This window comes from Nocardia sp. NPDC004068 (genome assembly GCF_042874315.1).
Classification (GTDB): Bacteria; Actinomycetota; Actinomycetes; order Mycobacteriales; family Mycobacteriaceae; genus Nocardia.
Map to the genome: position 1 here is coordinate 1 of NZ_JBIAMW010000002.1, position 22,061 is coordinate 22,061.

25 protein-coding genes are annotated in these 22,061 nt (G+C 69.0%); 9 read left to right on the forward strand and 16 right to left on the reverse strand.

Annotated elements, in window-relative coordinates:
* Positions 1-62: 62 nt before the first annotated feature.
* Complete coding sequence (locus ACFYTQ_RS04065; RefSeq protein WP_387357044.1) at positions 63-1,130, reverse strand: hypothetical protein; 1,068 nt, start codon at positions 1,128-1,130, stop codon at positions 63-65.
* Positions 1,131-1,482: 352 nt separating this feature from the next.
* On the opposite strand from ACFYTQ_RS04065, the gene ACFYTQ_RS04070 reads away from it, so the two are divergent.
* The 3 genes from ACFYTQ_RS04070 (at position 1,483) to ACFYTQ_RS04080 (ending at position 3,435) form a co-directional block, all read left to right on the forward strand.
* Positions 1,483-2,094: a hypothetical protein gene (locus tag ACFYTQ_RS04070; protein WP_387357045.1), complete on the forward strand. Its 612-nt coding sequence runs from the start codon at positions 1,483-1,485 to the stop codon at positions 2,092-2,094.
* 115 nt (positions 2,095-2,209) lie between these two features.
* Positions 2,210-2,887: an LppP/LprE family lipoprotein gene (locus ACFYTQ_RS04075; RefSeq protein ID WP_387357047.1), complete on the forward strand. Its 678-nt coding sequence runs from the start codon at positions 2,210-2,212 to the stop codon at positions 2,885-2,887.
* An 86-nt stretch (positions 2,888-2,973) separates the two neighbouring features.
* The gene (locus ACFYTQ_RS04080) at positions 2,974-3,435 is read left to right on the forward strand and encodes a hypothetical protein (RefSeq protein WP_387357048.1); all 462 of its coding nucleotides are present in this window, start codon (positions 2,974-2,976) and stop codon (positions 3,433-3,435) included.
* 2 nt (positions 3,436-3,437) lie between these two features.
* Here ACFYTQ_RS04080 and ACFYTQ_RS04085 read toward each other — a convergent pair whose 3' ends face one another.
* Genes ACFYTQ_RS04085 through ACFYTQ_RS04120 form a run of 8 tightly spaced genes read right to left on the reverse strand, consistent with a single transcriptional unit; the run spans position 3,438 to position 11,176 of the window.
* The gene (locus tag ACFYTQ_RS04085; RefSeq protein WP_387357050.1) at positions 3,438-4,253 is read right to left on the reverse strand and encodes a carbohydrate ABC transporter permease; all 816 of its coding nucleotides are present in this window, start codon (positions 4,251-4,253) and stop codon (positions 3,438-3,440) included.
* The gene (locus tag ACFYTQ_RS04090) at positions 4,243-5,193 is read right to left on the reverse strand and encodes a carbohydrate ABC transporter permease (protein WP_387357052.1); all 951 of its coding nucleotides are present in this window, start codon (positions 5,191-5,193) and stop codon (positions 4,243-4,245) included. Before ACFYTQ_RS04090 ends, ACFYTQ_RS04085 begins: the two co-directional genes overlap by 11 nt.
* Positions 5,193-6,050 carry a metallophosphoesterase gene (locus ACFYTQ_RS04095; protein ID WP_387357054.1) on the reverse strand — a complete coding sequence of 286 codons (858 nt, stop codon included), beginning with the start codon at positions 6,048-6,050 and terminating at the stop codon, positions 5,193-5,195. Before ACFYTQ_RS04095 ends, ACFYTQ_RS04090 begins: the two co-directional genes overlap by 1 nt.
* Positions 6,047-7,420: an ABC transporter substrate-binding protein gene (locus tag ACFYTQ_RS04100; protein ID WP_387357056.1), complete on the reverse strand. Its 1,374-nt coding sequence runs from the start codon at positions 7,418-7,420 to the stop codon at positions 6,047-6,049. Before ACFYTQ_RS04100 ends, ACFYTQ_RS04095 begins: the two co-directional genes overlap by 4 nt.
* A gap of 30 nt (positions 7,421-7,450) precedes the next feature.
* Positions 7,451-8,581, reverse strand: a complete 1,131-nt coding sequence (locus ACFYTQ_RS04105) for an ABC transporter ATP-binding protein (RefSeq protein ID WP_387357058.1) — start codon at positions 8,579-8,581, stop codon at positions 7,451-7,453.
* 10 nt (positions 8,582-8,591) lie between these two features.
* Positions 8,592-9,485 (reverse strand): alpha/beta fold hydrolase, encoded by an 894-nt coding sequence (locus tag ACFYTQ_RS04110; protein WP_387357060.1) that lies wholly within the window; start codon positions 9,483-9,485, stop codon positions 8,592-8,594.
* Positions 9,482-10,003, reverse strand: coding sequence for a YiiD C-terminal domain-containing protein (locus tag ACFYTQ_RS04115; protein WP_387357062.1), 522 nt, complete (start codon positions 10,001-10,003; stop codon positions 9,482-9,484). Before ACFYTQ_RS04115 ends, ACFYTQ_RS04110 begins: the two co-directional genes overlap by 4 nt.
* Before the next feature lie 12 nt (positions 10,004-10,015).
* Entirely contained in the window at positions 10,016-11,176 is a 1,161-nt protein-coding gene (locus ACFYTQ_RS04120; RefSeq protein WP_387357064.1) for an acyl-CoA dehydrogenase family protein, read from the reverse strand.
* Positions 11,177-11,332: 156 nt separating this feature from the next.
* Between ACFYTQ_RS04120 and ACFYTQ_RS04125 the strand changes: the two genes are divergently transcribed.
* The 5 genes from ACFYTQ_RS04125 to ACFYTQ_RS04145 all read left to right on the forward strand — a co-directional run bounded on the left by ACFYTQ_RS04125 (position 11,333) and on the right by ACFYTQ_RS04145 (position 15,206).
* Entirely contained in the window at positions 11,333-12,259 is a 927-nt protein-coding gene (locus ACFYTQ_RS04125; protein ID WP_387357066.1) for a PDR/VanB family oxidoreductase, read from the forward strand.
* Between the two features lie 67 nt (positions 12,260-12,326).
* Positions 12,327-13,022, forward strand: a complete 696-nt coding sequence (locus tag ACFYTQ_RS04130; protein ID WP_387357068.1) for a hypothetical protein — start codon at positions 12,327-12,329, stop codon at positions 13,020-13,022.
* A gap of 170 nt (positions 13,023-13,192) precedes the next feature.
* Positions 13,193-13,675 (forward strand): hypothetical protein, encoded by a 483-nt coding sequence (locus ACFYTQ_RS04135; RefSeq protein WP_387357070.1) that lies wholly within the window; start codon positions 13,193-13,195, stop codon positions 13,673-13,675.
* A gap of 8 nt (positions 13,676-13,683) precedes the next feature.
* Entirely contained in the window at positions 13,684-14,415 is a 732-nt protein-coding gene (locus ACFYTQ_RS04140) for an ABC transporter ATP-binding protein (RefSeq protein WP_387357072.1), read from the forward strand.
* Positions 14,415-15,206 carry an ABC transporter permease gene (locus tag ACFYTQ_RS04145; protein WP_387357073.1) on the forward strand — a complete coding sequence of 264 codons (792 nt, stop codon included), beginning with the start codon at positions 14,415-14,417 and terminating at the stop codon, positions 15,204-15,206. Before ACFYTQ_RS04140 ends, ACFYTQ_RS04145 begins: the two co-directional genes overlap by 1 nt.
* 5 nt (positions 15,207-15,211) lie before the next feature.
* On the opposite strand, the gene ACFYTQ_RS04150 is transcribed toward ACFYTQ_RS04145, so the two are convergent.
* Positions 15,212-16,411, reverse strand: a complete 1,200-nt coding sequence (locus ACFYTQ_RS04150) for a cytochrome P450 (protein ID WP_387357074.1) — start codon at positions 16,409-16,411, stop codon at positions 15,212-15,214.
* A 152-nt stretch (positions 16,412-16,563) separates the two neighbouring features.
* On the opposite strand from ACFYTQ_RS04150, the gene ACFYTQ_RS04155 reads away from it, so the two are divergent.
* Positions 16,564-17,031, forward strand: coding sequence for a PaaI family thioesterase (locus tag ACFYTQ_RS04155; RefSeq protein ID WP_387357076.1), 468 nt, complete (start codon positions 16,564-16,566; stop codon positions 17,029-17,031).
* A gap of 71 nt (positions 17,032-17,102) precedes the next feature.
* On the opposite strand, the gene ACFYTQ_RS04160 is transcribed toward ACFYTQ_RS04155, so the two are convergent.
* Genes ACFYTQ_RS04160 through ACFYTQ_RS04185 form a run of 6 tightly spaced genes read right to left on the reverse strand, consistent with a single transcriptional unit; the run spans position 17,103 to position 22,034 of the window.
* A complete protein-coding gene (locus ACFYTQ_RS04160; RefSeq protein ID WP_387357078.1) occupies positions 17,103-17,945 on the reverse strand; it encodes an acyl-ACP desaturase in 843 nt (280 codons plus the stop codon).
* A 14-nt stretch (positions 17,946-17,959) separates the two neighbouring features.
* On the reverse strand, positions 17,960-18,793 hold the full coding sequence (locus tag ACFYTQ_RS04165) for an SAM-dependent methyltransferase (RefSeq protein ID WP_387357080.1): 834 nt from the start codon (positions 18,791-18,793) through the stop codon (positions 17,960-17,962).
* Positions 18,790-19,047, reverse strand: a complete 258-nt coding sequence (locus ACFYTQ_RS04170) for an acyl carrier protein (RefSeq protein WP_387357082.1) — start codon at positions 19,045-19,047, stop codon at positions 18,790-18,792. Before ACFYTQ_RS04170 ends, ACFYTQ_RS04165 begins: the two co-directional genes overlap by 4 nt.
* Positions 19,044-19,571 (reverse strand): PaaI family thioesterase, encoded by a 528-nt coding sequence (locus tag ACFYTQ_RS04175; protein ID WP_387357084.1) that lies wholly within the window; start codon positions 19,569-19,571, stop codon positions 19,044-19,046. The genes ACFYTQ_RS04170 and ACFYTQ_RS04175 overlap by 4 nt, the downstream gene beginning before the upstream one ends.
* 3 nt (positions 19,572-19,574) lie before the next feature.
* A complete protein-coding gene (locus ACFYTQ_RS04180; RefSeq protein ID WP_387357085.1) occupies positions 19,575-20,363 on the reverse strand; it encodes a ferritin-like domain-containing protein in 789 nt (262 codons plus the stop codon).
* Positions 20,364-20,396: 33 nt separating this feature from the next.
* Positions 20,397-22,034, reverse strand: coding sequence for a fatty acyl-AMP ligase (locus ACFYTQ_RS04185; RefSeq protein WP_387357087.1), 1,638 nt, complete (start codon positions 22,032-22,034; stop codon positions 20,397-20,399).
* Positions 22,035-22,061: the final 27 nt, after the last annotated feature.

Genomic DNA, 22,061 nt, shown 5'->3' on the forward strand with positions numbered 1-22,061 from the left:
CTGGGCCGGTTGACTCCGATCGAATTCGAAACCATCATGTCCCCAGCAGCCCGACAGGCTGCCTAACCACTGTCACCCAAACGTGCAGCAGCCCCTTCTGTTTTAGCTACTCCAGCCGCATTGCAGACCAGACCGCCGACGATATACAGCAGGCGCGCATCTTCGGATAGCTCGTGCTCAAGAAGTCCCTGGCCTTCGATCATCCGAATAATATGTCGCCTTCTCGATCTGCTGAGATCTGGCTTAGTAACCGTAGGCATATCTGTACCATCGAAAGAGTCTTGTTTAAGAGGAAGATTCGGGCCGGGTGCAGCGACCCCTCGCCGACCTGGCTCCGCAGGAGCGAGGAATCCACAACGCCGGGCCGCCGCTACCCAATCACGAATGGTTGGTTCTGGTCGGTCAAAAGTCTGTGCTAGGCGCCGGAGCGCTCCCTTCCCCCGTGGGGCCTCGGCTATGTAGGCCTTGGATACCTCGATGAGGAGTTCGTCATCGAGTGCTGGACGTCCACGGCGACGCTTCGCGATTGCGGTCGTGTTCTCAAGTGCCCGGCGCTGCTCGGCAGTGAGATCGTCTATGGACAACGTTGTGCCCGCCATGACGGGGATGCCCTTGGTCCGCCACGATTCATCTGGCAGATCCCGTTCAACTCGTGCGATTATGTCACCGAGCGGGATTCGACGTAGAACATCACTGGTGATCAACGCGGTTGGCTCATATCGTGGTAGGCGCTGCTCGTCAGGTTGCAAGTAATTGTCGTGACCATCCCAGCAGCCCCATTCGGTGCGGAAGAGTTCGAGTTCAGCTACTTCCAATCCGTTCCCGCGGTTCACCAGTACGGCATAGACGATGACCGGCAACTCATCACTTCGGTAAACGATGTCGCATACGTAGCCGGGACCACGGGACTTCTCCTTGATGTAGATCTCGATCCTGTCTCTAGGCCAGTCCTCGTCATCCCCTGGGTCGGCATCGTTGTCCTGGGGGCCGAACCCCATGTCAAAGAACGATCCTTTTGTCAAGTCGACCAGTTGACCGATTCTACTGCGGCTGTATGACAGATCGCGCACTCGCAGATCTGGATGAGCGATGAAGTCGACGGACTCGGTCTCGGTCTCGGCCTCGGTCATAGTGTCAGATTAAGGCAGTTCAGTGCTAGCGCAGCCGGAAAACGTAAGCTGAGTAAGGCCGCGGGCTAAGTCATCCGAATCAGCCCCTCTCGCGACCTCGAAGTTCGACTCGGAGTCCGGTTCCTCGTTTCCGCCGGTTGTCTCTCGAAGCGGTCCACTCAGGCCAGCGCCAACCGAAGTGCATCGATCGTTCCGGCGCAGACCAGCCCGAGAGCGGATAGGCTTGGCATAGCGACGTTCCCATGCGAGGAGGGCGGGCATGTCGACTTACCCGGACCCACGAGATCCCCGAGTCCAAGAAGACATTCAAGAGGCAGTCCAACGCGCCCGAGACTCGGCCCTCGGCTCACTCATGTCCGACCAGGACATCGCGAACGCGGCCGCCGGCCATCTCGGCGTCGACTTCGCGGCCGCACCCGGAATCGATGTCGAAATCCAGCGCGAGGTGCGGCGCCAGTCCGGCACGGGCTGGACGTTCGAGGACCGGCGCGGGCGCTCGAGCACCGTCAGCACCCACGACGACCCGCCCCCCGCGCCCCCCTACACCCCACCGCCCCCCGACGCCGTATTCGCCCTCACCGTCGACCACTGGTGCACCGACGACGAGATCACCGCCCTCCTCAACTACGCCCCCTTCGACGGCACCCTCATGCGCGACCGCTGGGACCCCACCTGCCCGTCGGAGTTCTACCGCGGCTACATCACCGCCCTCGCGGGCCTGGTGCAATCGGTGAGCGCGGACCAACCCCTCGACCGGTACCGCTCGATCGTCACCACCATCGACGACATCCTGAAATCCTGGACCGGCACCCCCGACCAACGCTCCGGCGCGGCCTTCGCCATGACCAACGCCTGGCAGTACTCCGAATCCGGCGCCACCGTACCTCAGATCGTTCCCTTCCTGCGCGGCGAAATCGCCTGCCTCGCAGAGTGTTTCCGCACCGCCCGCTGGCACGGCCACTGATGCCTCCGAATGAGCCGTTACCGCAACGTGATTCGACCATGCCCCCAGAACTGAGGGCGTAACCCCCATCGACCGGTCCGCGATGTTCCGAACAGAAACGATCGGAGGGACCTTGATGAAACGCATCATCGGCGCGGTAGCGGCGGCGGCCGCGGTGACACTGTCGGCCACGGCATGCCAGGACGACGTGACCGCACCGGCCACGACCACCACCCACACCGCCTCGACCACCACGGCCGGGCAGCCGACCGCCACAGCGGGGGAGTCCCCCGCCGCCACCCGCACTCCGGTCAACGATCAGCCCGGCGCCAGCGTCTCCGCACCGGCCGCCACCTCCCGCGCACCCGAGGCCGGAACCGCCCCCGCCACAGCCGGTCACGGCCTCTGCGTAGACATCAACTCGGGCGTGGTCGCCGCCGCCCTGAACTCCCTCGGCCCCGGCGTAGGCGGCGAGAACTACGTCCCCGAGAGCGCCACCGACGCCCCGCTCGGCTCGTGCCCGCAACTGCTCTGGGTCCTGGCCGCCACCCCGCGCGGCACCGCCAGCTCCCCCTGGCACGTGCTGTTCTTCAACCACGATCGCTACCTCGGCACCGCCACGAAGGCCGCCACCTCCTACACCTCGATCGTCGGCTCGTCCGACCGCGGTGTGCAGGTCCGGTACCGGTGGATCGCGGGTGACGAACCGAACTGCTGCCCGGCGGGCGGCCCGGTCGACATCACCTTCACCCTCGGCGCGGACGGTTCGACCATCACCCCGGATCGGCCCATCCCGCCGCAGGTCGCGAAGTAGCCTGGGGGAGCGCGCGTTTCCGTCCCGAACGGCCCACCCCCACGTAGGCTGACACCGCAAGTGTTTCGCCGTCGAGGAGGGTGGGCATGTCGGCCGCTCCCGCATCCGGTCGCCGCAAGCGGACCACCTATATCGCGGCCGAGGATGCCGTATTCGGCCTGAAGATCGATCACTGGTGCACCGACGCCGAACTCGAGGCCATGCTGAACTACGCGCCCTGCGACGCGGTCCTGCTCCGCGACCGGTGGAATCCGGACTGCTCCTCGGAGTTCTATCGCGGCTACCTCACCGCCCTGGCGGGGCTGGTGCAGTCGGTGAGCGTCGGCCACTCGCTCGATCGCTATCGGGCGGTGGTCGACCACGTCGAGGAGATCGCGCGAACCTGGCCCGGCGAGCCCGACCAACGCTCCGGCGCCGCCCATGCCCTGGCCAACGCCCGGCGCTACGGCGAGGCCGGGGTCACCGTCCCCGACATCGTCGCCTTCCTACGCGGCGAAATCGCCTCCGTCGCAGAATGTTTCCGCACCGCCCACGAACAGGGCCGCTGACCCTACTTCAACCCCGACCGCACGAACGCGTTCACAATGTGCCGCTGCAACACCAGATACAACACCAACACCGGCAGACAAGCCAAACTCGCCACCGCCATCATCGGCCCCCACTGATCCCCCTCCGCGGTCCCCATGAAACTCCGCAACCCCAACTGCAACACCGCATTCGACTTGCGCATCACCACCGCCGGCCAGAAGTACTCGTTCCACGCGTTGATGAACAACAGAATCGCCAGCGCCGCCAACGCGGGCCGCAGATTCGGCACCACCACCGTCCACAGGATCGACCACGACGAGCGCCCGTCCACCTTCGCCGCCGCGATCAACTCCTTCGGGAAGGCGTTCATGTGCGGCCGCAGCATCAACACCGCCAGCGCCGAACACAGCGTCGGCAGCACCGCCCCCACCACCGTGTCGATCAGCCCGAGCTGGTTCAGTAGAATGTAGTTGGGCAACATGGTCACCTGGAACGGCACCAGCCAGATCCCCACGAACGCCAGATACAGCACCCGCTGCAACGGGAACGTGTACATGGCGAAGGCGTAGGAGGCCAGCAGCGCCAACAACAGCTGACCCACCGCCGACAACCCCGCCAGCAGGAAGGTGTTCGCCACCAGCCCGGCGACGTCCACCTGCCGCGCGGCGTCGGCGTAGCTGGTGAACGACAGCGGCCACGGCAGCGGCGACAGCGAGTACACGTCCTGCGGGCGGCGCAGCGCCGTCGCGAACAACCAGTAGATCGGGAACACGCACACCAGCGCGGTCACCGCGAGCAGCGCGTGACTGCCCGCCGCGCGGATCCGGTCAATCATCATGGAAGGCAACCTTTTCCGAGACCCACACCAACGCGCCCGCGACCACCCCGAACCCGAGGAACAACAGCACCCCGGCCGCCGCGCTGAGCCCGGCGTCGAAGCTGTGGAACGCGTAATCCCACAGCAGGTAATAGATATTGGTGGTGGCCTGCGCCGGGCCGCCCTGGGTCATCGTGTCGATGAGCGGGAAAGTCAATGTGGGAGTGAGCAATACGGTCGTCAACACCAGGAACGCCACCGTCGGCGACAGCATCGGCAGCGTGATCCAGCGCCGGATCTGCCCGGCGCTCGCGCCGTCCACCCGGGCCGCCTCGTCGTAATCGCCGCTGATCCCGGCCAATCCGGCCCAGACCACCAGCACCGCGAATCCCAGCAGCTGCCAGCCGGTGATGACGATGATCACCCACGGCGCGCTCGACGCCTCGTAGACCCAGTTGCGGTCGCTGCCCAGCGCCTGATCCACCACGCCCGCCTTGGGCGCCAGCAGCCACCGCCACACCGCCGCCGCGGCCACGGGCGCGACCAGGAACGGCGCGAAGATGAACGCCTGATAGACCGTGCGGGCCCGCCCGTGCACCCGGCGGCTCGCCAGCGCGATCAGCACCGGCAGCACCACCGTGAACGGCAGCAGCCCCACGATCAGCACCACCGTCCGCCAGATCGAATCGGTGAACGCCGGAAGCTGCACCAGCCGTTCGTAATTGGCGGTGCCGACCGGCTTCATCGGCGCGGTCGGCAGCAGATTCCACGAGTACGTGGACAATTCGAACGCCTGCACCAGCGGCCGGTAGGTCCACACCACCAGCAGCACCAGCGCGGGCGCGAGATACAGGTACGGCACGGTGAACCGCCCCACCCTGGTCAGGATGGGGCGGCAGGACCGAACCGGCTCGGCCGCAACGGCTTCGAGCTCGGCGGGCGGTGCCTCGACGACGAACATCAGCGGGACTCGGCCGCCAGCGCGGCCAGCTGCTCGAGCACCTCGGACTCCGGCCGGTCGTACACCGGCGCGGCGGGGGTCGCCTCGACCGCGGTGGCCAGGAAGGTCGACCCGAGCACATCGATGCGGCTGTAGCCGAACCCGGTGAGGCCGCGATGCCGCCCGGCCGGGGCCATCGGATCGATCCGGTAGGCCAGCGCGGGACCGATCCACACCGGGATCCCGCCCAGGGCGGAGGCCGCGGTCAGATGGTTGTGCCCGCAGACGATCAGCCGCACGTCGGTGCCGGCGACCACCTCCTCGAGCAGTTCGGCCTGCTGCAACTTCAGGAATTCGGTGGTCGCGTTGGGCGAGGGCAGCGGCGGATGGTGCAGGACGAGCAGGGTCCCGCGCGGGGCCGGCGTGCTCAACTGGTCGGTCAGCCAGGCCAGCTGGTCCACCTCCAACCGGCCCTCGTGCCGTCCCGGGGTGGTGCTGTCCAGGGTGACGATCCGCAGCCCGTCGACATCGGTGACACTGTCCAGCGGAACCTCGGGATCGATTGCGGCGGAATCCCTTCCGAGCAGTTCGGTGGCGAAGGCCACCCGCTCGTCGTGATTGCCCATGGCGTACACGACCGTCGCGCCCAGCTGGGCGGCGGCCGGTTCGACGGCCTCGCGCAGCCGCCGGTAGGCCCGCGGGTCCCCGGCGTCGGTGAGGTCGCCGGACAGCACCAGGGCGTCCACGCGCCGATTCGAGGCGCACAGCTGGTCCAGGACGAAGGTCAGATTGGCGTGGGTGTCCACGCTGCCGTGCACCGTCTCCCCGGCGGGGCGGAGGTGGGTGTCGGTGAGCTGGACGACGGTGAGATCGGTCATGACACCGGAAGGAGTTTGGCGCCCGCGTCCCGGGCGGCGGTGAGGGTGGGCTGAGCGTCCTTGGCCTGGAACACGATCGACTCGACCGCGTCCATCATGCCGTCACGGATCTGGAGATAGTTGTTGCCGGGCATGGAGATCCACGGCTCCATCCGATCCAGCTGGGCCACGTTCGGCGCGAGCAGCGGATTCTTCTGCGCCCAGTCGCGCAGGCCCGCGGGATCGTCGAGCAAGCCGGTGCGCAGCGGCAGATAGCCGATGCCGGAGGAGATCTTGACGTAGGCGGCCTCGCTGGTGAGGTATTTGATCAACTCCCACGCCGCGCGCTGCTTGGCCGGATCGTTGGACAGGATGTGCAGTCCCGCACCGGAATTGGTGGGCACGGTCGGCTTGCCGTCGAAGGCGGGCATGGCGGCCGAGCGCAGATCCCACTTGTCCTTGGCCCCGGCGGTGAAGGTGCCCTGGATGGCGCTGGTCTCGAGGATCATGCCGACGTCGCCGCGGGCGAACGCCTCGTACCCCTGCTTCTGATCCAGCTTGGGCATCTCGTTCGAGGCCACCAGCTGCTGACCGAACTTCGCGACCTCCACGCTCGGAGCGCTCGCGAACTCCAGGGTGTGCCGGTCGGCGGAGATGACGCGCCCGCCGTTGGAGCGCACCAGCGACTGGAAGCACCAGTCCTTGGCGGATTTGGTGAAGCAGTCGATGTAGAGCCCGCCCTTACCGGTCTTGTCGGCGATCGCCTTGGCGGCGTCGGCGGCCTCGGCCCAGGTGGCGGGCGGCTTGGCCGGATCGAGCCCGGCCTGGGAGAACAGGGAAGCGTTGTAGTACAGCACCGGGGTGGAGAACACGAACGGCACGCCGTAGGTGTGGCCGTCCCAGTCGTCGAGGGTGCGGGCCTTGGGCGCGTACGGGTACTTCGCGCCGTCGAAGTTGCGCTGCACCTCGTCCTTGCCGAGCAGCGTGTCCAGCGGCTTCGCGCCCAGTTGGTGGATGGTGAAATCCAGGTCGCTGAAACCCAATTGGGCCACATCGGGCGGATTGCCCGCGACGATCTGGTTCTGGATGCTGGAGATGGTGTCGGTGGCCGGGTTCGGGCTGTTGCCCTGCGGCTTCTGCGCGGTCACCTTGATGTTCGGGTGCTGGCGGGAGAAGTCCGCGATCAGCGCGTTGAAGGTGTCGGTCCACGCCCCGGCCAGGCCGTAGTTGTAGGACTCGAACACGATCGAGACCTGCTGATCCGGCTTCAGCTCCGGAATGGGCGCGGCCGAGGTCTGGTCGGCCCCGCCGGTGGTGCCGAGTCCGCCACACCCGGCCAGGGCGAGCACGCTCGCCACGGCCAGGCCCAGGGCGGGCAGGGTGCGTTTCACGAATTTCTCCTCATCGAGTGCGAATGTGGTTCAGGGAACGGGAACGGCCCGCGCGGCGTCGGGTTCGGGCGCGGCCGTATCGGAGGGCGCACGCCAGGTCAGGCGCAGGCCGGAGTCGGGATCGAACAGATGCACGTGCGCGGGATCGACGCGGAAACCGATCGGCTCGCCGACGCGCGCACCGGCCGGACGCGGGGCCCGCGCGCACAGGGTGGTCGCGCCGACCTCCACGTGCACCAGCTCCTCGCTGCCGAGGTTCTCGACCATGGTCACCCGGCCGCGCACCGCGCCGCCGTCGGGATCGAGCCGCAGCTGTTCGGGCCGGATTCCGGCGATCACGGGCTGATCGTCGACCCGGTCGGCGATCGGGAGGGCGGCGTCCACGCCGTCGGCGCGCACGCGCAGCCCGCCGTCGCGCGAATGCACCACGGCCGGAAACAGATTCATCGGCGGCGAGCCGAGGAATCCGGCCACGAACGTCGAGCGCGGGCGGTCGTAGAGCTCCTCGGGCGTGCCGACCTGCTCCACCGCCCCGGCGTTGAGCAGCGCGATCCGGGTGGCCATGGTCATGGCCTCGACCTGATCGTGGGTGACGTAGAGGAACGTCGCGCCCAGGCGGCGGTGCAGCCCGATGAGTTCGGCGCGGGTGGCGCTGCGCAGTTTGGCGTCGAGGTTGGACAGCGGCTCGTCCATGAGGAACGCGCCGGGATCGCGAACCATGGCCCGCGCCAAGGCGACTCGCTGCCGCTGTCCGCCCGACAGCGCGGCCGGGCGGCGGTCCAGCAGCGGCGACAGCTCGAGGGTGGCCGCCACCCGCTCGACGCGTTCGGCGATCGCGGCGCGCGAGTGCCGCCGGGCGCGCAGCGGGAAGCCGATGTTCTTGGCGACGGTCAGATGCGGGTAGAGCGCGTAGCTCTGGAACACCATCGCCAGATCGCGGCGCTGGGGCGGTTCGGTGGTGATATCCCTGCCGTCCAACAGGATTCGGCCCGAGGTCGGGTCCTCGAGCCCCGCGATCATGCGCAGCAGCGTCGATTTGCCGCAGCCGCTGGGGCCGAGCAGCACCAGGAACTCGCCGTCGGCGATGTCCAGACTCACCTCGCGCACCGCGTCGGTGCCGCCGAAGCTCTTGGACAGCGCCTCGATTCGCAGTCGTGCCACGATGCTCCCCTCAGGCCCCGACCGCGCCGGTCGTGATCCATTGCGCCACAGCGGCTCCCACGGCGGGGGAGTCCTTGATCCAGGCGAAGTGGTCGCGATGGGTCACCGTCGAGTTCTCGTCCACATGCCAGTGGGTGAGCTTGGCCGCGGGCATCCGCCCGGCCAGGAAGTCGACGTTCGACTTCGGGCCGAGCACATCCTCGGACAGCGAGATCGCCAGCACCGGCAGGGTCATCCGCTTCAGCAGGTCGTTGTAGCGCCGCTTCGTGCCGCGCACCCGGTAGTAGCTGGTCAGCGAGTGCACCGACCAGTCGGTCATGACGCCGCCGGGCATGGGCGCGGGGATCAGCACCCCGCCGGGCCACAGGCCCTTGACCCGCGACACCAGGCCGATCCACTGGATCTGGCTCAGCGCCTCGAACCAGCGGCGCGGCCCGAAGGCGTACCAGAACACGGTGCCGGTGCCGATCACGGTCACCCCGGCGACCCGCTCGGGTTCGGCGGCGGCGAACAGCAGCGCGATCTGCCCGCCCAGGCTGTGCCCGAACAGGTGCAGCGGGGCGTGCGGGAACAGCCGCTCGACCGCGCCCACGATCGCGGGCAGATCGACCTCGATCATCTCCCGGTACCCGAAATCGGCGTGCTCGCCCAGCGGCGGGCGCGCCTCGCCGTGCGCGCGCAGATCGGCGGTCACCACCGAAAGCCCCTGTGCGTGCAGGGCTTTGGCGAGGGCGAGGTAGTTGCGCGCCTTCATCGCCATGGCGGGCAGGATCAGCACCACCGGGGCGGCGGGGTCCGCGGCCGCCAACCGGCGCAGCGTGAAGACCACGCCGTCGGCGGTGGTGACCTCGGTGGCCTCCAGGGTGGTGAACTCCGAGCGGGACTCCGGCTTCGCGGCGGTCATGACGGCTCGCCCAGGTTCACGTCGCAGACGTAGTCGAAGGTGAACTTCGCGACCACCACGTCGTTGTCGTCGCGCAGCAGCGCCTTGCCCGCCAGCTCGAACCGCGCCGAGGCGGTCGCGGCGAGGATGTCGGCCAGCTCGCGGGTGTCCACGGTCGCGATCGCGCGGATGCGGCCGACGGCGGGTTTGCGGTAGGCGGCGGTGCCGCCGCGCAGCACCAGCCGCTCGACGGTGTGCAGCCGCTCGGCCGCCGCGCCGACGAACGCGGCGGCGCCCGCGATGTCGGCGGCGGTGAACAGCGCGCCCGCGTGCACGGTGCCCATGTGGTTGCGCACCTCGTCGCCCGCGGGGATCTCCACGATCGCGGCGTCGGGGCCGATCTCGGTGATGCGGGTGCCGACGTGGCGGCCGAAGGGGACCATGTCCTGGGAGACGGCGCGCAGGTACTCGTAATCGACCGCGGCCGGATCGAGTTCGGGGTAGGCGGCGGCGAAACCGCTCAGTTCACGGGTGGTCATCGGGATTCCTCCTCAGCGCGGGCCGCGCAGGACGCGGCGGGCGATCGACCACCGCAGCACCTCCGACGGCCCCTCGTAGATGCGAAACGCCCTGGCCTCCACCAGGAATCGGGCGACCAGGTGGTCCTCGGTGACCCCCAGCGCGCCGTGCAGCTGCACCGCCCGGTCCAGCACCCGCCAGACCGCCTCGGAGACGAAGGTTTTCGCGATGGACGTCTCGTGCCGGGCCTGCGCCGACAGCGGCCCCTGCTCGTCGATGGTGGCGGCGGCGGTGGCGATCAGGCCGCGGGCGGCGGCGATGTCGATCTCGCTGTCGGCGACGAGGCCCTGGGCGAGACCGTGTTCGGCGATGGCGACGCCGAAGGCGTGGCGGCGGGTGATGTGGTCGACGGTCAGTTGCTGGGCGCGCACGGCCAGGCCGAGCCAGTTCATGCAGAAGATCAGCCGCGACGGGGCGAGGCGCACCTGGGCCAGTTCCAGACCCGCGCCGACCGTGCCGAGCACCGCCTCGTCGGGCACCTCGCAGTCGGCGAACTCGACCTCGCAGTGGCCGCCGGGGGCGCTGGTGTGGTCGAGGGTCGGCATCCGCCGCCCGACGCGCAGGCCGGGATTGTCCTGGTCGACCAGGAACATGGTCGGGCCGTCGGCGGTGCGGGCGACGCAGATGACGAACGCCGCGCCCTGCGCGCCGGTGGTGAAGTGCTTGCTGCCGTTGATGATCCAGCCGGTGTCGGTCTCCTCGGCGACGGTCTGGAGCATGCGCGGATCCGAGCCCGCGCCGGGCGCCGGTTCGGTCATGGCGATGGCCGAGCGCACCTCGCCCGACGCCAGCGGGGCCAGATACCGTTCCCGCTGTTCGGGATCGGCGACATGGGCCAGCAAATGAATGTTGCCGTCGTCGGGGGCCCAGGCGTTGACCGCGAGCGGGCCGAGCAGGCTCGCCCCGGCCGCTTCGAGCACCCGCGCCTGCGCGCGGGTGTCCAGGCCGAGACCGCCGTACGCCGGATCCGACAGCGGGCCGAACACGCCCGCGTCCTTGGCCGTCTTCTGCAGGTCCAGCCGTAGGGCGTCGTCGGTGACGCGGCCCCCGGCCACCACCTCGCGCTCGACCGGGATCACGTGGTCCCGGACGAACTCCCGGGTCCGCTCGACCAACTGGGCCACGGTAGTCATGCGCTCACCTCGCTCATGTGCCCAGTCTCTGTCCCGCCCGGACGCGGGCGCGCGGGCGATAGGCGATGCCGATCGGTCGAATCGGATCGTCGCGGGGGTCGTGCGACCGGACAGCGACTCGGTCACGGTGGTGGCGACGACGACCGAGGGGACGATATGACCGAGCTACCGGTGCGGGTGCTCGCCCGCCGCGACGAGGCCGAGGGCGTGTTCCGCCTCGACCTCGCCGCCGCCGACGGCGCGGCGCTGCCGCCGTGGTCGCCGGGCGCGCACATCGATGTGTCCGTCGCGGAGGCGGGCGTCCGGCAGTACTCGCTGTGCGGTGATCCGGGTCACGAAAACCGTTGGCGCATAGCGATTCTGCGCGAGCCGCGGGGGCGCGGCGGGTCGGAGTGGCTGTACCGCAACGCTCACGAGGGTGCGGAGCTGCGAGTCTCGCCGCCGCGCAACAACTTCGAACTGGTCAACAGCGACGCGTACGTGTTCGTGGCCGGGGGCATCGGGATCACGCCGATCCTGCCGATGCTGGCCGCCGCGGAAGCGCGCGGCGCGCGCTGGGAGTTGTTCTACGGGGCCAGATCTCGCGCCCACTTCGCCTTCACCGGGGAGCTGGCGTCGCGGCCCGGGGTGCGGCTGGTCGCGCAGGACACCGACGGTCTGCTGCCGATCGCGGAGATCGTGGCGGGGGCCGGGGACGCCGCGATCTACTGTTGCGGTCCCGAACCCCTGCTCGCCGCCGTCGAAACCGCCGCCGCCGCAACGGGTTCGGCCGTGTACGCCGAGCGCTTCGCGCCCAAGGCGATCGTCACCGGACCCGACGAACCCTTCGAGGTCCGGCTCGCCCGCACCGGCACGACGCACCGCGTCGGCGCCACCCAGTCCATCGCCGACGTGCTGGAGGCGGCGGGCGTCCCGGTCATCACCTCCTGCCGCGAGGGCACCTGCGGCAGCTGCGAAACCGCCGTCGTGACAGGCGATATCGACCACCGCGACAGCGTCCTCACCGAGGCCGAACGCGTCCGCGGCGACACCATGATGCTCTGCGTCTCCCGCGCTGCCGGGGTGCTCGTCCTCGATCTGTGACGCCCATCGACGTGCGCGCACCCCGCGCGCCGATCACACACCCGACACGAGGAAAGAAAGAACCAGGATGAGGAAATTCGCTGCGGCGTCGACTCTGGTGGTCGCCGCGCTGGGCGTCGCCGCCGGCACGGCCGGTGCCGCGCCCGCCGACAACGGCGTCGTGAACTACAAGGCCACCACCACCGAGACGGCCACGATCATCACCACCGACGCGGGCTCGCTCGATGTCGAGGACGGTGTGTTCAAGGTCAAGGCGGCCGACGGAACCGTGCTCGCCGGAACGGAATTGAAGTTCCGGGTCGACGACTTCGAGTTCCCGATCGCCGCGCAGGTCCAGGGCCACACCGCGACGCTGTCCCCGCAGTTCGACGTCGCGCACGCGGTCTACAAGCCGGTCGCGCTGCCCTACGAGGACACCGCTCCCTGGAAGACTCCCTACGATCGCGAGCAGGCCGCCTGGACCCGCATGACCAGCACCATCACCATGGGCGCCACCATCGGCACCCTCGTCGGCGGCATCGCCGGCGGCGCGGTGGGTTGTGTGCTGGGCGGCGTCGCGGGCGCGACGGTCGCCTCGGCGGCCATCGTCGGCCTGTTCGGCGCGTTCGTCCCGGCCGCGGTGATCGGCTGCATCGGCGGCATCGTCGCCGTGGGCGCGCTGGGCACGCTGGCCGGTCAGCTGCTGGTCACCGCGCCGGTCGCGATCCTGGCCGCGATCCAGTACTTCACCACGATCAACCAGCCCTTCAACGCGCCCAAGTAGGGTACGACCCCGGTGGAAGCCGGGGGGACACCGAGGCCCCGTCCGGCGATCCCGGACGGGGCCTCTTCGTGTTGTTAGGTTGCGCTTACCTAACTCGACCCAGTAGCGTGCCGAGGCGACGGGGTGGCCGAGAAGGTCGGGCCGCCCTCCCGAGAGACGCAGGATGGGTTATGAAGAAGATCGCCGGAGTATTCGCCGCACTGGGTTTCGCTGGTCTGCTGATCACCAGCGCCGCGTCCCCCGCGCTCGCGGATCGCTCGGTCCGGGACGCGTCGGTCGCGGATCTGTATGTGCGCGACGCGGATCCGTCGCTCGACGCGATCGCCGGGCAGTTCGCCGCGCTGTGGAACCCGAACCTGCCGATCAGCGAGAAGGTCAAGGTCAGCTACCACGGCGAGACGGCCGGTCCCGCGTTGCAGGGCATCCTCTCCCAGGGCCAGCTCTACGACTTCCTGTCGATCCAGGAGCGCGCGACGTCCAAGAGCGTCAACGGCAACACCATGACCGCCAGCCTGTCCGGCGTGATGGCGGGCTTCCCGGCCGCGAGCGGAACGTACTCCTACATCCGCGAGGACGGGCTGTGGAAGGTCGACTGGAAGGCCACCTGCGCGGGCATCGGCGGCTGCACCGGCAACCCCGACTTCGGCTACTGATCCGCTCGATGATCCGAGTTTCCGCCCTGTCCAAGCGGTTCGGTGACAAGGTCGCGGTCGACGACGTGAGCTTCGCCGCCGCGGCCGGTTCGATCACCTACCTGCTCGGGCCCAACGGCGCCGGTAAGTCCACGGTCATGCGGATGATCGCCGGGCTCACCGCGCCGAACTCGGGCACGGTGCGTGTCAACGAGCGCCCGCTGCGCGAACTCGGCGACACCATGCGCGAGGTGCGGTTCAATCTCGACACCTTCGCGCGGAACCCGAGACATACGGCGCGCCAGCACCTTTCGTGGCAGGCCCGCCTCGGCGGGATACCCGTCCGCGAGGTCGGGGAGGTGCTCGACCGGGTGGGCCTGTCCGAGGTCGGGAATCGGCTCGTGGGCCGGTTCTCGCTCGGCATGTCGCAGCGGCTCGGCATCGCGTCCGCGCTGCTGGGCGACCCGCGCACGATCGTGCTCGACGAGCCGGACAACGGCCTCGACGTCGACGGGGTGCTGTGGCTGCGCGAACTGCTCACCGGGCTGGCGAACCAGGGCCGCACGCTGCTGGTCGCCTCGCACAATCTGACGGAGGTAGAGATCACCGCCGACCGCATCGTGATCATGGGCCGCGGCCGGATCCTCTCCGACGCCGACCGCGAGGAGACCCTCGCGCTCGGGTCGGGGCCGCGTCGGCTGGAATCGGCGTATCTGACGGTCACGCGCGGCAGCGTCGAATACGCCGGGGGAGTGAAATAGTGAGTGCGGCAGTACATTTGGCGCGCGCGGTCCGCAGCGAACTGACGAAGCTGTCCTGGCGCAGCCCGGTGTGGCTGGCGATCGTGCCGATCGCCGTGGCGCTGCCGCTCGCGGTGAACGCCAGCTTGGCCGTGGCGTCGCGGATGAACAAGATCAACGGTGGCGGCGGGATGGACACGAACAACGCCGGGTACTGGGTGATGATCTTCGCGACGATCATCCTGATGTCGGCGGGTGTGTCCTCGCTCAGCAACGAGTTCCGGTACGCGACAGCGCAATTGGTGTATTGCGTGCAGACCCGGCGCTGGGTGCTCCCGGTCGCCAAACTGATCGTGTTCGGCGTGATCGCGGCGGTGGCGGTGCTGGTCACCATGGTGATCCTGCTCGCGGTGTTCCCGGTCGTGTTCCCCACCGTGTGGGGCCGGGTCGATATGGGCTCGCCCGCTGGAATCCGATTGCTGTGGGCGCTACCGGTTTTCGCGTTCTGTGTCTGCGCGCTGGGCGTCGGCATCGCGGCGCTGGTGCCCCGGCCGGGGGTCGTGGTGGGCGGGGTGCTGTTGTGGAAGTTCGGCATCGAGGCGTTCTCGGCCATGCTGCCGGTGAAGGTCGGCAATGCCGTGCAGCGGTGGATGCCGTTCAAGAACGGCGAACTGGGCGCGGGTCAGTACCCGACGAGTCATCCCGCGTTCGGCGGCGCCAATGGCGCGCTGCTGTACTTCGCGCTCGTGGCCGCGGTGTTCTTCGTGCTCGGCACCGTGCGGCTGTCCCGGCGCGACCTCGCCACGGACTGAAAGGCTCAGGGCCGCAGACGGACCGGGAGTTCGATGAGTCCGCGGATGAGGGTGCTCTCGTACCAGCGCAGATCGGCCGCGTCGATATCGAGGCGCAGATCCGGGAAGCGCTTCAGCAGGGCCGTGAACGCGATCGACGCCTCCAGCCGGGCCAGGGGAGCGCCCGCGCAGAAGTGGATGCCGTGGCCGAAGGCCAGATGGCCGCTCGCGTCGGCGGACAGGTCGAGCCGATCGGGGTGCGGGAAGCGGTCCGGGTCGCGGTTGGCGGCGGCCAGGGAGACGTACACCAGTTCGCCCGTGGGGATCTCGGTGTCGCCGATGCGGACCGGTTCGGCGGTGTAGCGGATGGTGGCCAGGTCGACCGGGCCGTCGTAGCGCAGGAACGATTCCACGGCGTCCGGCACGGCCGACAGGTCGGCGCTCAGCTCGCGCAGGCGGTCCGGGTCGCGCAGCAGGGCCAGCGCGCCGTTGCCGATGAGGTTGACCGTCGTCTCGTGGCCCGCGATGAGCAGCAGGAACGCCATGGAGACCAGTTCGTTCTCGGTGAGCCGGTCGCCGTCCTCGGCAGGCAGGGTCAGCGCCGAGAGCAGATCGTCGCCGGGGTGGGATCGCTTGGCCTGCACCAGATCTCGCAGGAACGCGGCCATGGCGGCGGTGGCGCGGGCGCGTTCGGCCTCGCGGCCCACCACACCGACCAGATCGGTGGTCCAGGTGCGGAAGGCGTCGCGGTCGTCGACGGCGACGCCGAGCACCTCGCAGATCACGGTGATGGGCAGCGGGACGGCGAAGCCGCGCAGCAGGTCCACGCGATCGCCGGTGTCCAGGGCGTCGAGCAGCTCGTCGGTGATCCGCTCGATGCGCGGGCGCAGGGCCGCCACCCGGCGCGGGGCGAACGCCTTGTTCACCAGCTTGCGCAGCCGGGCGTGCTGGGGCGGATCGGTGTTGAGCATGTGGGTGAGCAGCGTCAGCGACAGCGGGCTCGCCGCGGCGGCGGGGCGTTTGGCGCGGACCAGGCCGTCGACGTGGACGATGTCCTTGCGCAGGCGCGGATCGGCCAGGGCGGCGCGGGCCTCGGGATAGCCGACGATGATCCAGCGTTCGACGCCGTCGGGGAATCGGATCCGATGGACCGGGCCGTGCTCGCGCCAGCGCCGGTAATGGACATGGGGATCGGTGAAGAAATCGGCGCTCAGCGTCTCGACCACCCCGTCCACGCTACGCCCGGCCGGTGAATCCGCCCGGGGCACCGGCGGTTTCGATCATCCGATCGAAGTTCGATATGTCATCGCCCGCGTCCGCTCGGCGTTCACCGAGCGCTGATCGAATGGGACCGACCGCTTCACAGGGAGGAAACCTTATGACCAGCACCGGCATTCAGCCCAACGGCACCGTCGCGTCCCGGGTCGGCGAACTGACCACCGTCTTCGAGCGCGGCCTCCAGGAGAACCTCGGCGTCGGAGCGTCCCTCGGCATCCGCCTCGACGAGGCCGGCGACGGCTACACCCGTTACCATCTCGACCCCAACCCCGCCACCATCAACGCCATGTTCACCGTCCACGGCGGCGTCCTCGCCACCCTCCTCGACACCGCCATGGGCAGCGCCGTCTTCACCAAACTGGCCGACGGAATCGCCTACACCACCCTCGAACTCAAGGTGAACTTCATCCGCTCCGTCACCCTCGACGGCTCCCGCCTCACCTGCGACGCCAAGGCCGTCCACGTAGGCCGCCGCACCGCCACCGCCGAAGGCCGAATCACCGACGCCGCAGGCAAATTGATCGCCCACGGCTCCACCACCATTTTGGTCCTTTCCCCCGAGAAGTAGGGGAAAGGGGGAGGGGCTCCACCGCGTTCCCAGCGGTGGAGCCCCTCGTGCCGACGTCCTCCCACGAGGACTCACCGCAACGCCCGGCAGCTCCCGATGAACCGCACCAACTCATCGACCTGATCCGACCGCGTATCCACTGCCCGGTCAACGACTTTCACCAAATGGTCGTACGCCTCGGTGTGGTCATAGGTGGCGACATCGGCGATGCGCAGCGCCCAGCGCCAGTAACCTCGGAGCGTATCGGCAAGGGGCATGCGGAATTCCGCGATGACGTCGCGGATAGGGGCAACCACCTCGTCGCCGTGAGTGCGCAGGTAGCGCGTCACCACATCCGCCATGAACGTGAAATGCCGCGCCTCGTCGCGGGACAGCCGCAGCAACACCGCGTCCAGCACCGGCTCGTCGATCACCTCGCGCAACTGCTGGTAGTACATCTGGGTCGCCTTCTCCTGCACCAGCGCGTAGGCGAAGAACTGGACCGGGTGGTCGTAGGGCAGGTCGAAGGGTTTGCGGCCCTCGACGGCGAGATCGGTTCGGAGCGTGTCGATCTCGGCGATGCCGGAGGCGGTCTGGTAGCGGGTGAGGGCGCGGGCGTGGGTGTCCTCCTCGGCGGCCCAGCGGACCGTGAAGTGGTACAGCTCGCGATTGTGGGTGAACGTCGCCAGGTCCACGCTGTCGTCGACCGGGAAATACCGGTGGTAGACATCGAAATAGCCGGGCAGATGGTCCTCGATGTAGGTCACGAACTGCACCGCCGAGCGCTGGCCCTCGGTGAGCCGCCCGGCGTCGGCGCGGGCCCAGTCGAAGGCGGTCTCCACGTCCCAGGCCCGGGCGGCGGGCGAGGCGGCCAAAAAGCCGTCCACGGCCGCCGCCACCTGATCGGCCGGGATCAGGGCCGATTCGATGTTCATGGCAGTCTCCTCCGCTAGCGGGCCTTGCGGCACACCAGCGCGTAATGCTTGGTGGTGTAACCCCACCCGGCGTTGGCGATCTCCAGATAGCGCCGCAGCTTGGCGGCCAGGCCGTCGCCGTGCGCGTCGATGCGCTCGGCCGCGGCGTCCACGTTCGCGATCCAGTCCTCGATAGTGCGCCGATAGTCGTCGGTCAGATCGTCGACCGAGTTGATCGAGAACCCGGCGTTCTCCGCGGCGGTGATCAGCTCCGACAGCGGCCGCAGCTCCCCGAACCCGAAGATGTCCGCGCGCACGAACCGCGTACCGGTCCGCGCGTCGAACGCGTCGCGCGCGGCCGCGTTGCGAAAACAGCTCTCCGACACGTACAACCGGCCCCCGCGCCGCAGCACCGCGCGCGCCCGGCGGAACACCGCGTCGACATCGGGCATGTGCACGATCGACCCGAGCAGCGACACCGCGTCGAAGTTCCGCTCCGGCAACTCCATCCGCTCGAAATGCCCGACCCGGGTGCGGATCCGGTCGGCCACCCCGCGCGCCCGCGCCTGCTCGGCGATGTACTCGTGCTGGCGCGGCGCGGGGCTGACTCCCAGTGCGTCACAACCGAATTCCTCGGCCATGAACAGGATCAGCGCACCCCACCCGCAGCCCACGTCGAGCAGCCGCTCCCCGCCGGACAGCCCCAGCCGCTCCGCCACGAATCGCAGCTTCTGCCGCTGCGCCCGCTCGAGGGTGTCGGTGTCGGACAGGTACAGCCCGGAGCTGTACTTGCGCAGCGGATCGAGGAATTCGCCGAAGATCTCCGGATCGAGGTCGTAGTGCTGATTGGTGTCGGCGATCGCGGTCACGCCGCGGCCTCCGCCCGCGCCTTGCCGACCACCGTCGCCACCTGCGACAGCGTGGACAGGCCGAACACGTCCTCGTCGTCGAGTTCGATGTCGTAGGCGCGTTCGATGCGCGCGATCATGCGCAGCACCCGCACCGAGTCCACCCCGGCCATGCCGCGCAGATCGGCGTCGGGGGTGAGTTCGCTTGCGGGGATGCCGGTTTCGGACGCGGCGATCTCGGTGACGGTGCGCAGGATGTCGTCGTGAGCGGTCATGGGTGAACTCCGTTCGGGGACAGGGTGTTCGGGTGGGACAGGGCGTCGGACAGGCGCGCGACATCGTCGTCGCTGAGGGTGAGCTGATGACGGACGTCGCCCAGGGCGAACGGCCGATAGGTCGCGGTGGCGGTGGCGCACAGCTGCCCGTCCGCGTCGACGATCTCCGCGGCGGCCGCGATGGTCGCGTCCCCGCCCTCGGAAACCGTTGCGCGACAGACGTAGTCGCCGTCCACCAGCAGCGGCGTCAGATAGCGGGTGCGCATCGAGACGGTGAACGCGGGCACCCCGCGCGCGAGCACGATCAGATTGCCCATCACCTCGTCGCACACCACGCCGATGAGTCCGCCGTGCACCACGCCGGGATAGGACTCGAACTCGCGGCCGAGCCGGACCGCCGCCTCCAGCCCGTCGCCGCGACGGGTGAAGCTCAGCCGCAGCCCGGACGGGTTGTGCGGCGAACAGCCGAAGCACCGGTAGTCCGGCACCACCGACCAGGGCACGCGCACGGTGTCGTGGTCCATGGCTCAGGCGATCGCGTCGGCCAGCGCGCGGCGCACCTTGGCGTTGGACGACAGGTCCAGCCCGGTGATCCCGGCGAAGGTGCGGCGCACCTTGTCGTGCAGGTCCTCGAGTTCGCCCTCGGCGGCGACCTGTTCGAGGAACAGCTCGAATCCGGTGTCGATGGTCTCGTGGTCGCCCAGCTCGCTGATGCCGGACTTGAACGTGCTCACCGGATGCTTGATCTTGGCCTCGGAGCTGTACACGTACAGCGTCTCCAGCACCGAGGGCAGTTCCTCGGGCCGCCGCTCCAGCCGCTTGGTGGTGTAGTGGATGAACTCGCGCGCGTGCCCGGACTCGTCGCGGCTGGCGCGCAGCAGCAGGTCCTTCAGCACCGGCTCCTCCACCCAGCGCGACACCGCGCGGTAGACGTGGTTGACGGTCAGCTCGCTGATGATGTTGGTGGCCAATGTCGCCGAGGGCGTGGTGCCCGGCGCGTACGGCTCGCGCATGGCGTCCACGGCCCGATCGTCGACGGCCTCGCCGACCGCGGCCAGCCACGACCGGAAGGCGTAGTGGTGCTGCACTTCCTGATAACCCCACACCACCGCGAAGGTGGAGAAGTCGTAGTCGTCCACGAACTCCTCGAGGAAGCCGTGCACGGCGGCGATCACATTGGATTCGCCCATGGCCGCGCTCTTGGCCAGGGTCACGTACTCGGGCCGGACCAGGGTCGGGTCGACCGACCCCAGCGACAGGTCGGTCAGTTGCCAATGCAGCCGCTCGTAGTGGCGGAAGACGTCGTAGCTGTGCACGGGGGCTCCGATCTCGAAACGGGAGGCGGGGGATTACGAGAGCAGTTCGCGGGCGGCGAGGCGTTGCAGCTTGCCGCTCGAGGTGCGCGGGATGCTGCGCGGGGCGACCAGGCACACCCGCACGGCCGCCAGCCCGAGCCGGGCGGCGATGCGGTCACCGATGTTCGCGCACAACGCCTCTCGCGCGGCGCCGGTCAGTTCGGTCTCGGCGATCACCGCGATGGTCTCGGCGTCGTCGGGGTCGATGGTCGCGGTGCAGCGGAACTTGTAGACGCCGTCCAGATCGCGGACCGCGGCCTCCACGTCCTGGGCGTAGTAGTTGACCCCGCGCACGGTGATCATGTCCTTGCTGCGCCCGGTGACGAACAGCTCGCCGCCGCGCAGATAGCCCAGATCGCCGGTGCGCAGCCACCCGTCGGTGAACGGATCGACCGGATCCACCGTGAGATAGCCGTCGGTGACCGACAGCCCGCGGATGAGGATCTCGCCCACCTCGCCGTCGGGCACGGTCATCCCGGACTCGTCGTCCACGACCCGCAGCCGCAGCCCGGCCACCGGATAACCCACCCCCGCCACCGCGCGAGCGCCCGGATCGTCCGGCGAAACCGGATGCGCCCAACCGGATTCCGACAGCGTGGCCCGGTCGACCCAGTCGAACACCGGCCCCCGGCCCAGCGGCGGGAACGTCACGGCCAGGGTCGCCTCGGCCATCCCGTACACCCCGAACATGGTCTCCGGCGCGAAACCCGCCGGGGCGAACCGGTTCTGGAACGCGGTCACCACCTGATGGGAGATGGGCTCGGCCCCGTTGAACGCGATCCGCCAGCGGCTCAGGTCGAAGTCGGTCACCCGCTCCGGCGGCACCGCGGCCAGCAGCGCCTCGTAGCCGAAGTTCGGCATGGCGGTGATCGTCGTTCCGCTGGCATCGAATTGGGCCAGCCAGCGGGCCGGATCCTTGACGAACGCCGCCGGGGACCACAGATGGGAGGGAATGCCGCGCAGGATCGCCGACAGCGTGCCGAACAGGCCCATGTCGTGGAACAGCGGCAGCCAGAACCCGCCCTGATCGTCGAGATCCAGCGCGATGCCCTCGCGGATGGCGGCCAGCCCGGCCAGCACCATGCGATGGGTCAGCCGCACCCCCTTGGGCGCGGCCGTGCTGCCGGAGGTGAACTGGACGACCGCGAGATCGTCCGAACCGGCCTCGGGCAGAATGGCGTTCACATTATTGTTCTCGAAAAGCGCGACGGCGTCGTGGAATTGCACATCGACGGCGTCGCCGAGCAGCGACGTCATTTCCGCGTAACGCGGCGACACCAGGATGTGACGCATTCCCGAGGCGGCGACAATGGCGGCGAGTTTGTGCGGATATTGTTCGATCTGCCGCGCGCCCGCGGGCAACGGCAGCGGGGTGGCGGCGGCGCCCGCGGCGATCGAGCCGAAGAATCCGATGAGGAATTCCGGGGCGTTGGGCGCCAGGATGCCGATCGGCTCGCCGCGCTGAACACCCTGCGCGACAAGCGTTTTCGCCGCCGCGAGGGCGGCGTCGTGGAGTTCGGAATAGGTCGTCGATTGCGCCGAGGACCAGAAGGTGGCGCTCACCCGCGGATGGGCGGCCGCGATTTCGGCGAGCCGGTCCGTGAGTGTCGGACCCGTTACCGAGGAATTCATGACCGTCACGACAACAGCGCAGTGTGA

What these genes read in the sequence shown, in the direction of transcription:
- ACFYTQ_RS04130 (WP_387357068.1), top strand. Translation starts at nt 12,327, where the DNA reads ATGAGGAAATTCGCTGCGGCGTCGACTCTGGTGGTCGCCGCGCTGGGC.
- ACFYTQ_RS04085 (WP_387357050.1), bottom strand. Translation starts at nt 4,253, where the DNA reads ATGATGATTGACCGGATCCGCGCGGCGGGCAGTCACGCGCTGCTCGCG.
- ACFYTQ_RS04090 (WP_387357052.1), bottom strand. Translation starts at nt 5,193, where the DNA reads ATGTTCGTCGTCGAGGCACCGCCCGCCGAGCTCGAAGCCGTTGCGGCC.
- ACFYTQ_RS04175 (WP_387357084.1), bottom strand. Translation starts at nt 19,571, where the DNA reads ATGGACCACGACACCGTGCGCGTGCCCTGGTCGGTGGTGCCGGACTAC.
- ACFYTQ_RS04070 (WP_387357045.1), top strand. Translation starts at nt 1,483, where the DNA reads ATGTCCGACCAGGACATCGCGAACGCGGCCGCCGGCCATCTCGGCGTC.
- ACFYTQ_RS04120 (WP_387357064.1), bottom strand. Translation starts at nt 11,176, where the DNA reads ATGACTACCGTGGCCCAGTTGGTCGAGCGGACCCGGGAGTTCGTCCGG.
- ACFYTQ_RS04185 (WP_387357087.1), bottom strand. Translation starts at nt 22,034, where the DNA reads ATGAATTCCTCGGTAACGGGTCCGACACTCACGGACCGGCTCGCCGAA.
- ACFYTQ_RS04170 (WP_387357082.1), bottom strand. Translation starts at nt 19,047, where the DNA reads ATGACCGCTCACGACGACATCCTGCGCACCGTCACCGAGATCGCCGCG.
- ACFYTQ_RS04160 (WP_387357078.1), bottom strand. Translation starts at nt 17,945, where the DNA reads ATGAACATCGAATCGGCCCTGATCCCGGCCGATCAGGTGGCGGCGGCC.
- ACFYTQ_RS04080 (WP_387357048.1), top strand. Translation starts at nt 2,974, where the DNA reads ATGTCGGCCGCTCCCGCATCCGGTCGCCGCAAGCGGACCACCTATATC.
- ACFYTQ_RS04110 (WP_387357060.1), bottom strand. Translation starts at nt 9,485, where the DNA reads ATGACCGCCGCGAAGCCGGAGTCCCGCTCGGAGTTCACCACCCTGGAG.
- ACFYTQ_RS04065 (WP_387357044.1), bottom strand. Translation starts at nt 1,130, where the DNA reads ATGACCGAGGCCGAGACCGAGACCGAGTCCGTCGACTTCATCGCTCAT.
- ACFYTQ_RS04075 (WP_387357047.1), top strand. Translation starts at nt 2,210, where the DNA reads ATGAAACGCATCATCGGCGCGGTAGCGGCGGCGGCCGCGGTGACACTG.
- ACFYTQ_RS04115 (WP_387357062.1), bottom strand. Translation starts at nt 10,003, where the DNA reads ATGACCACCCGTGAACTGAGCGGTTTCGCCGCCGCCTACCCCGAACTC.
- ACFYTQ_RS04155 (WP_387357076.1), top strand. Translation starts at nt 16,564, where the DNA reads ATGACCAGCACCGGCATTCAGCCCAACGGCACCGTCGCGTCCCGGGTC.
- ACFYTQ_RS04125 (WP_387357066.1), top strand. Translation starts at nt 11,333, where the DNA reads ATGACCGAGCTACCGGTGCGGGTGCTCGCCCGCCGCGACGAGGCCGAG.
- ACFYTQ_RS04135 (WP_387357070.1), top strand. Translation starts at nt 13,193, where the DNA reads ATGAAGAAGATCGCCGGAGTATTCGCCGCACTGGGTTTCGCTGGTCTG.
- ACFYTQ_RS04095 (WP_387357054.1), bottom strand. Translation starts at nt 6,050, where the DNA reads ATGACCGATCTCACCGTCGTCCAGCTCACCGACACCCACCTCCGCCCC.
- ACFYTQ_RS04140 (WP_387357072.1), top strand. Translation starts at nt 13,684, where the DNA reads ATGATCCGAGTTTCCGCCCTGTCCAAGCGGTTCGGTGACAAGGTCGCG.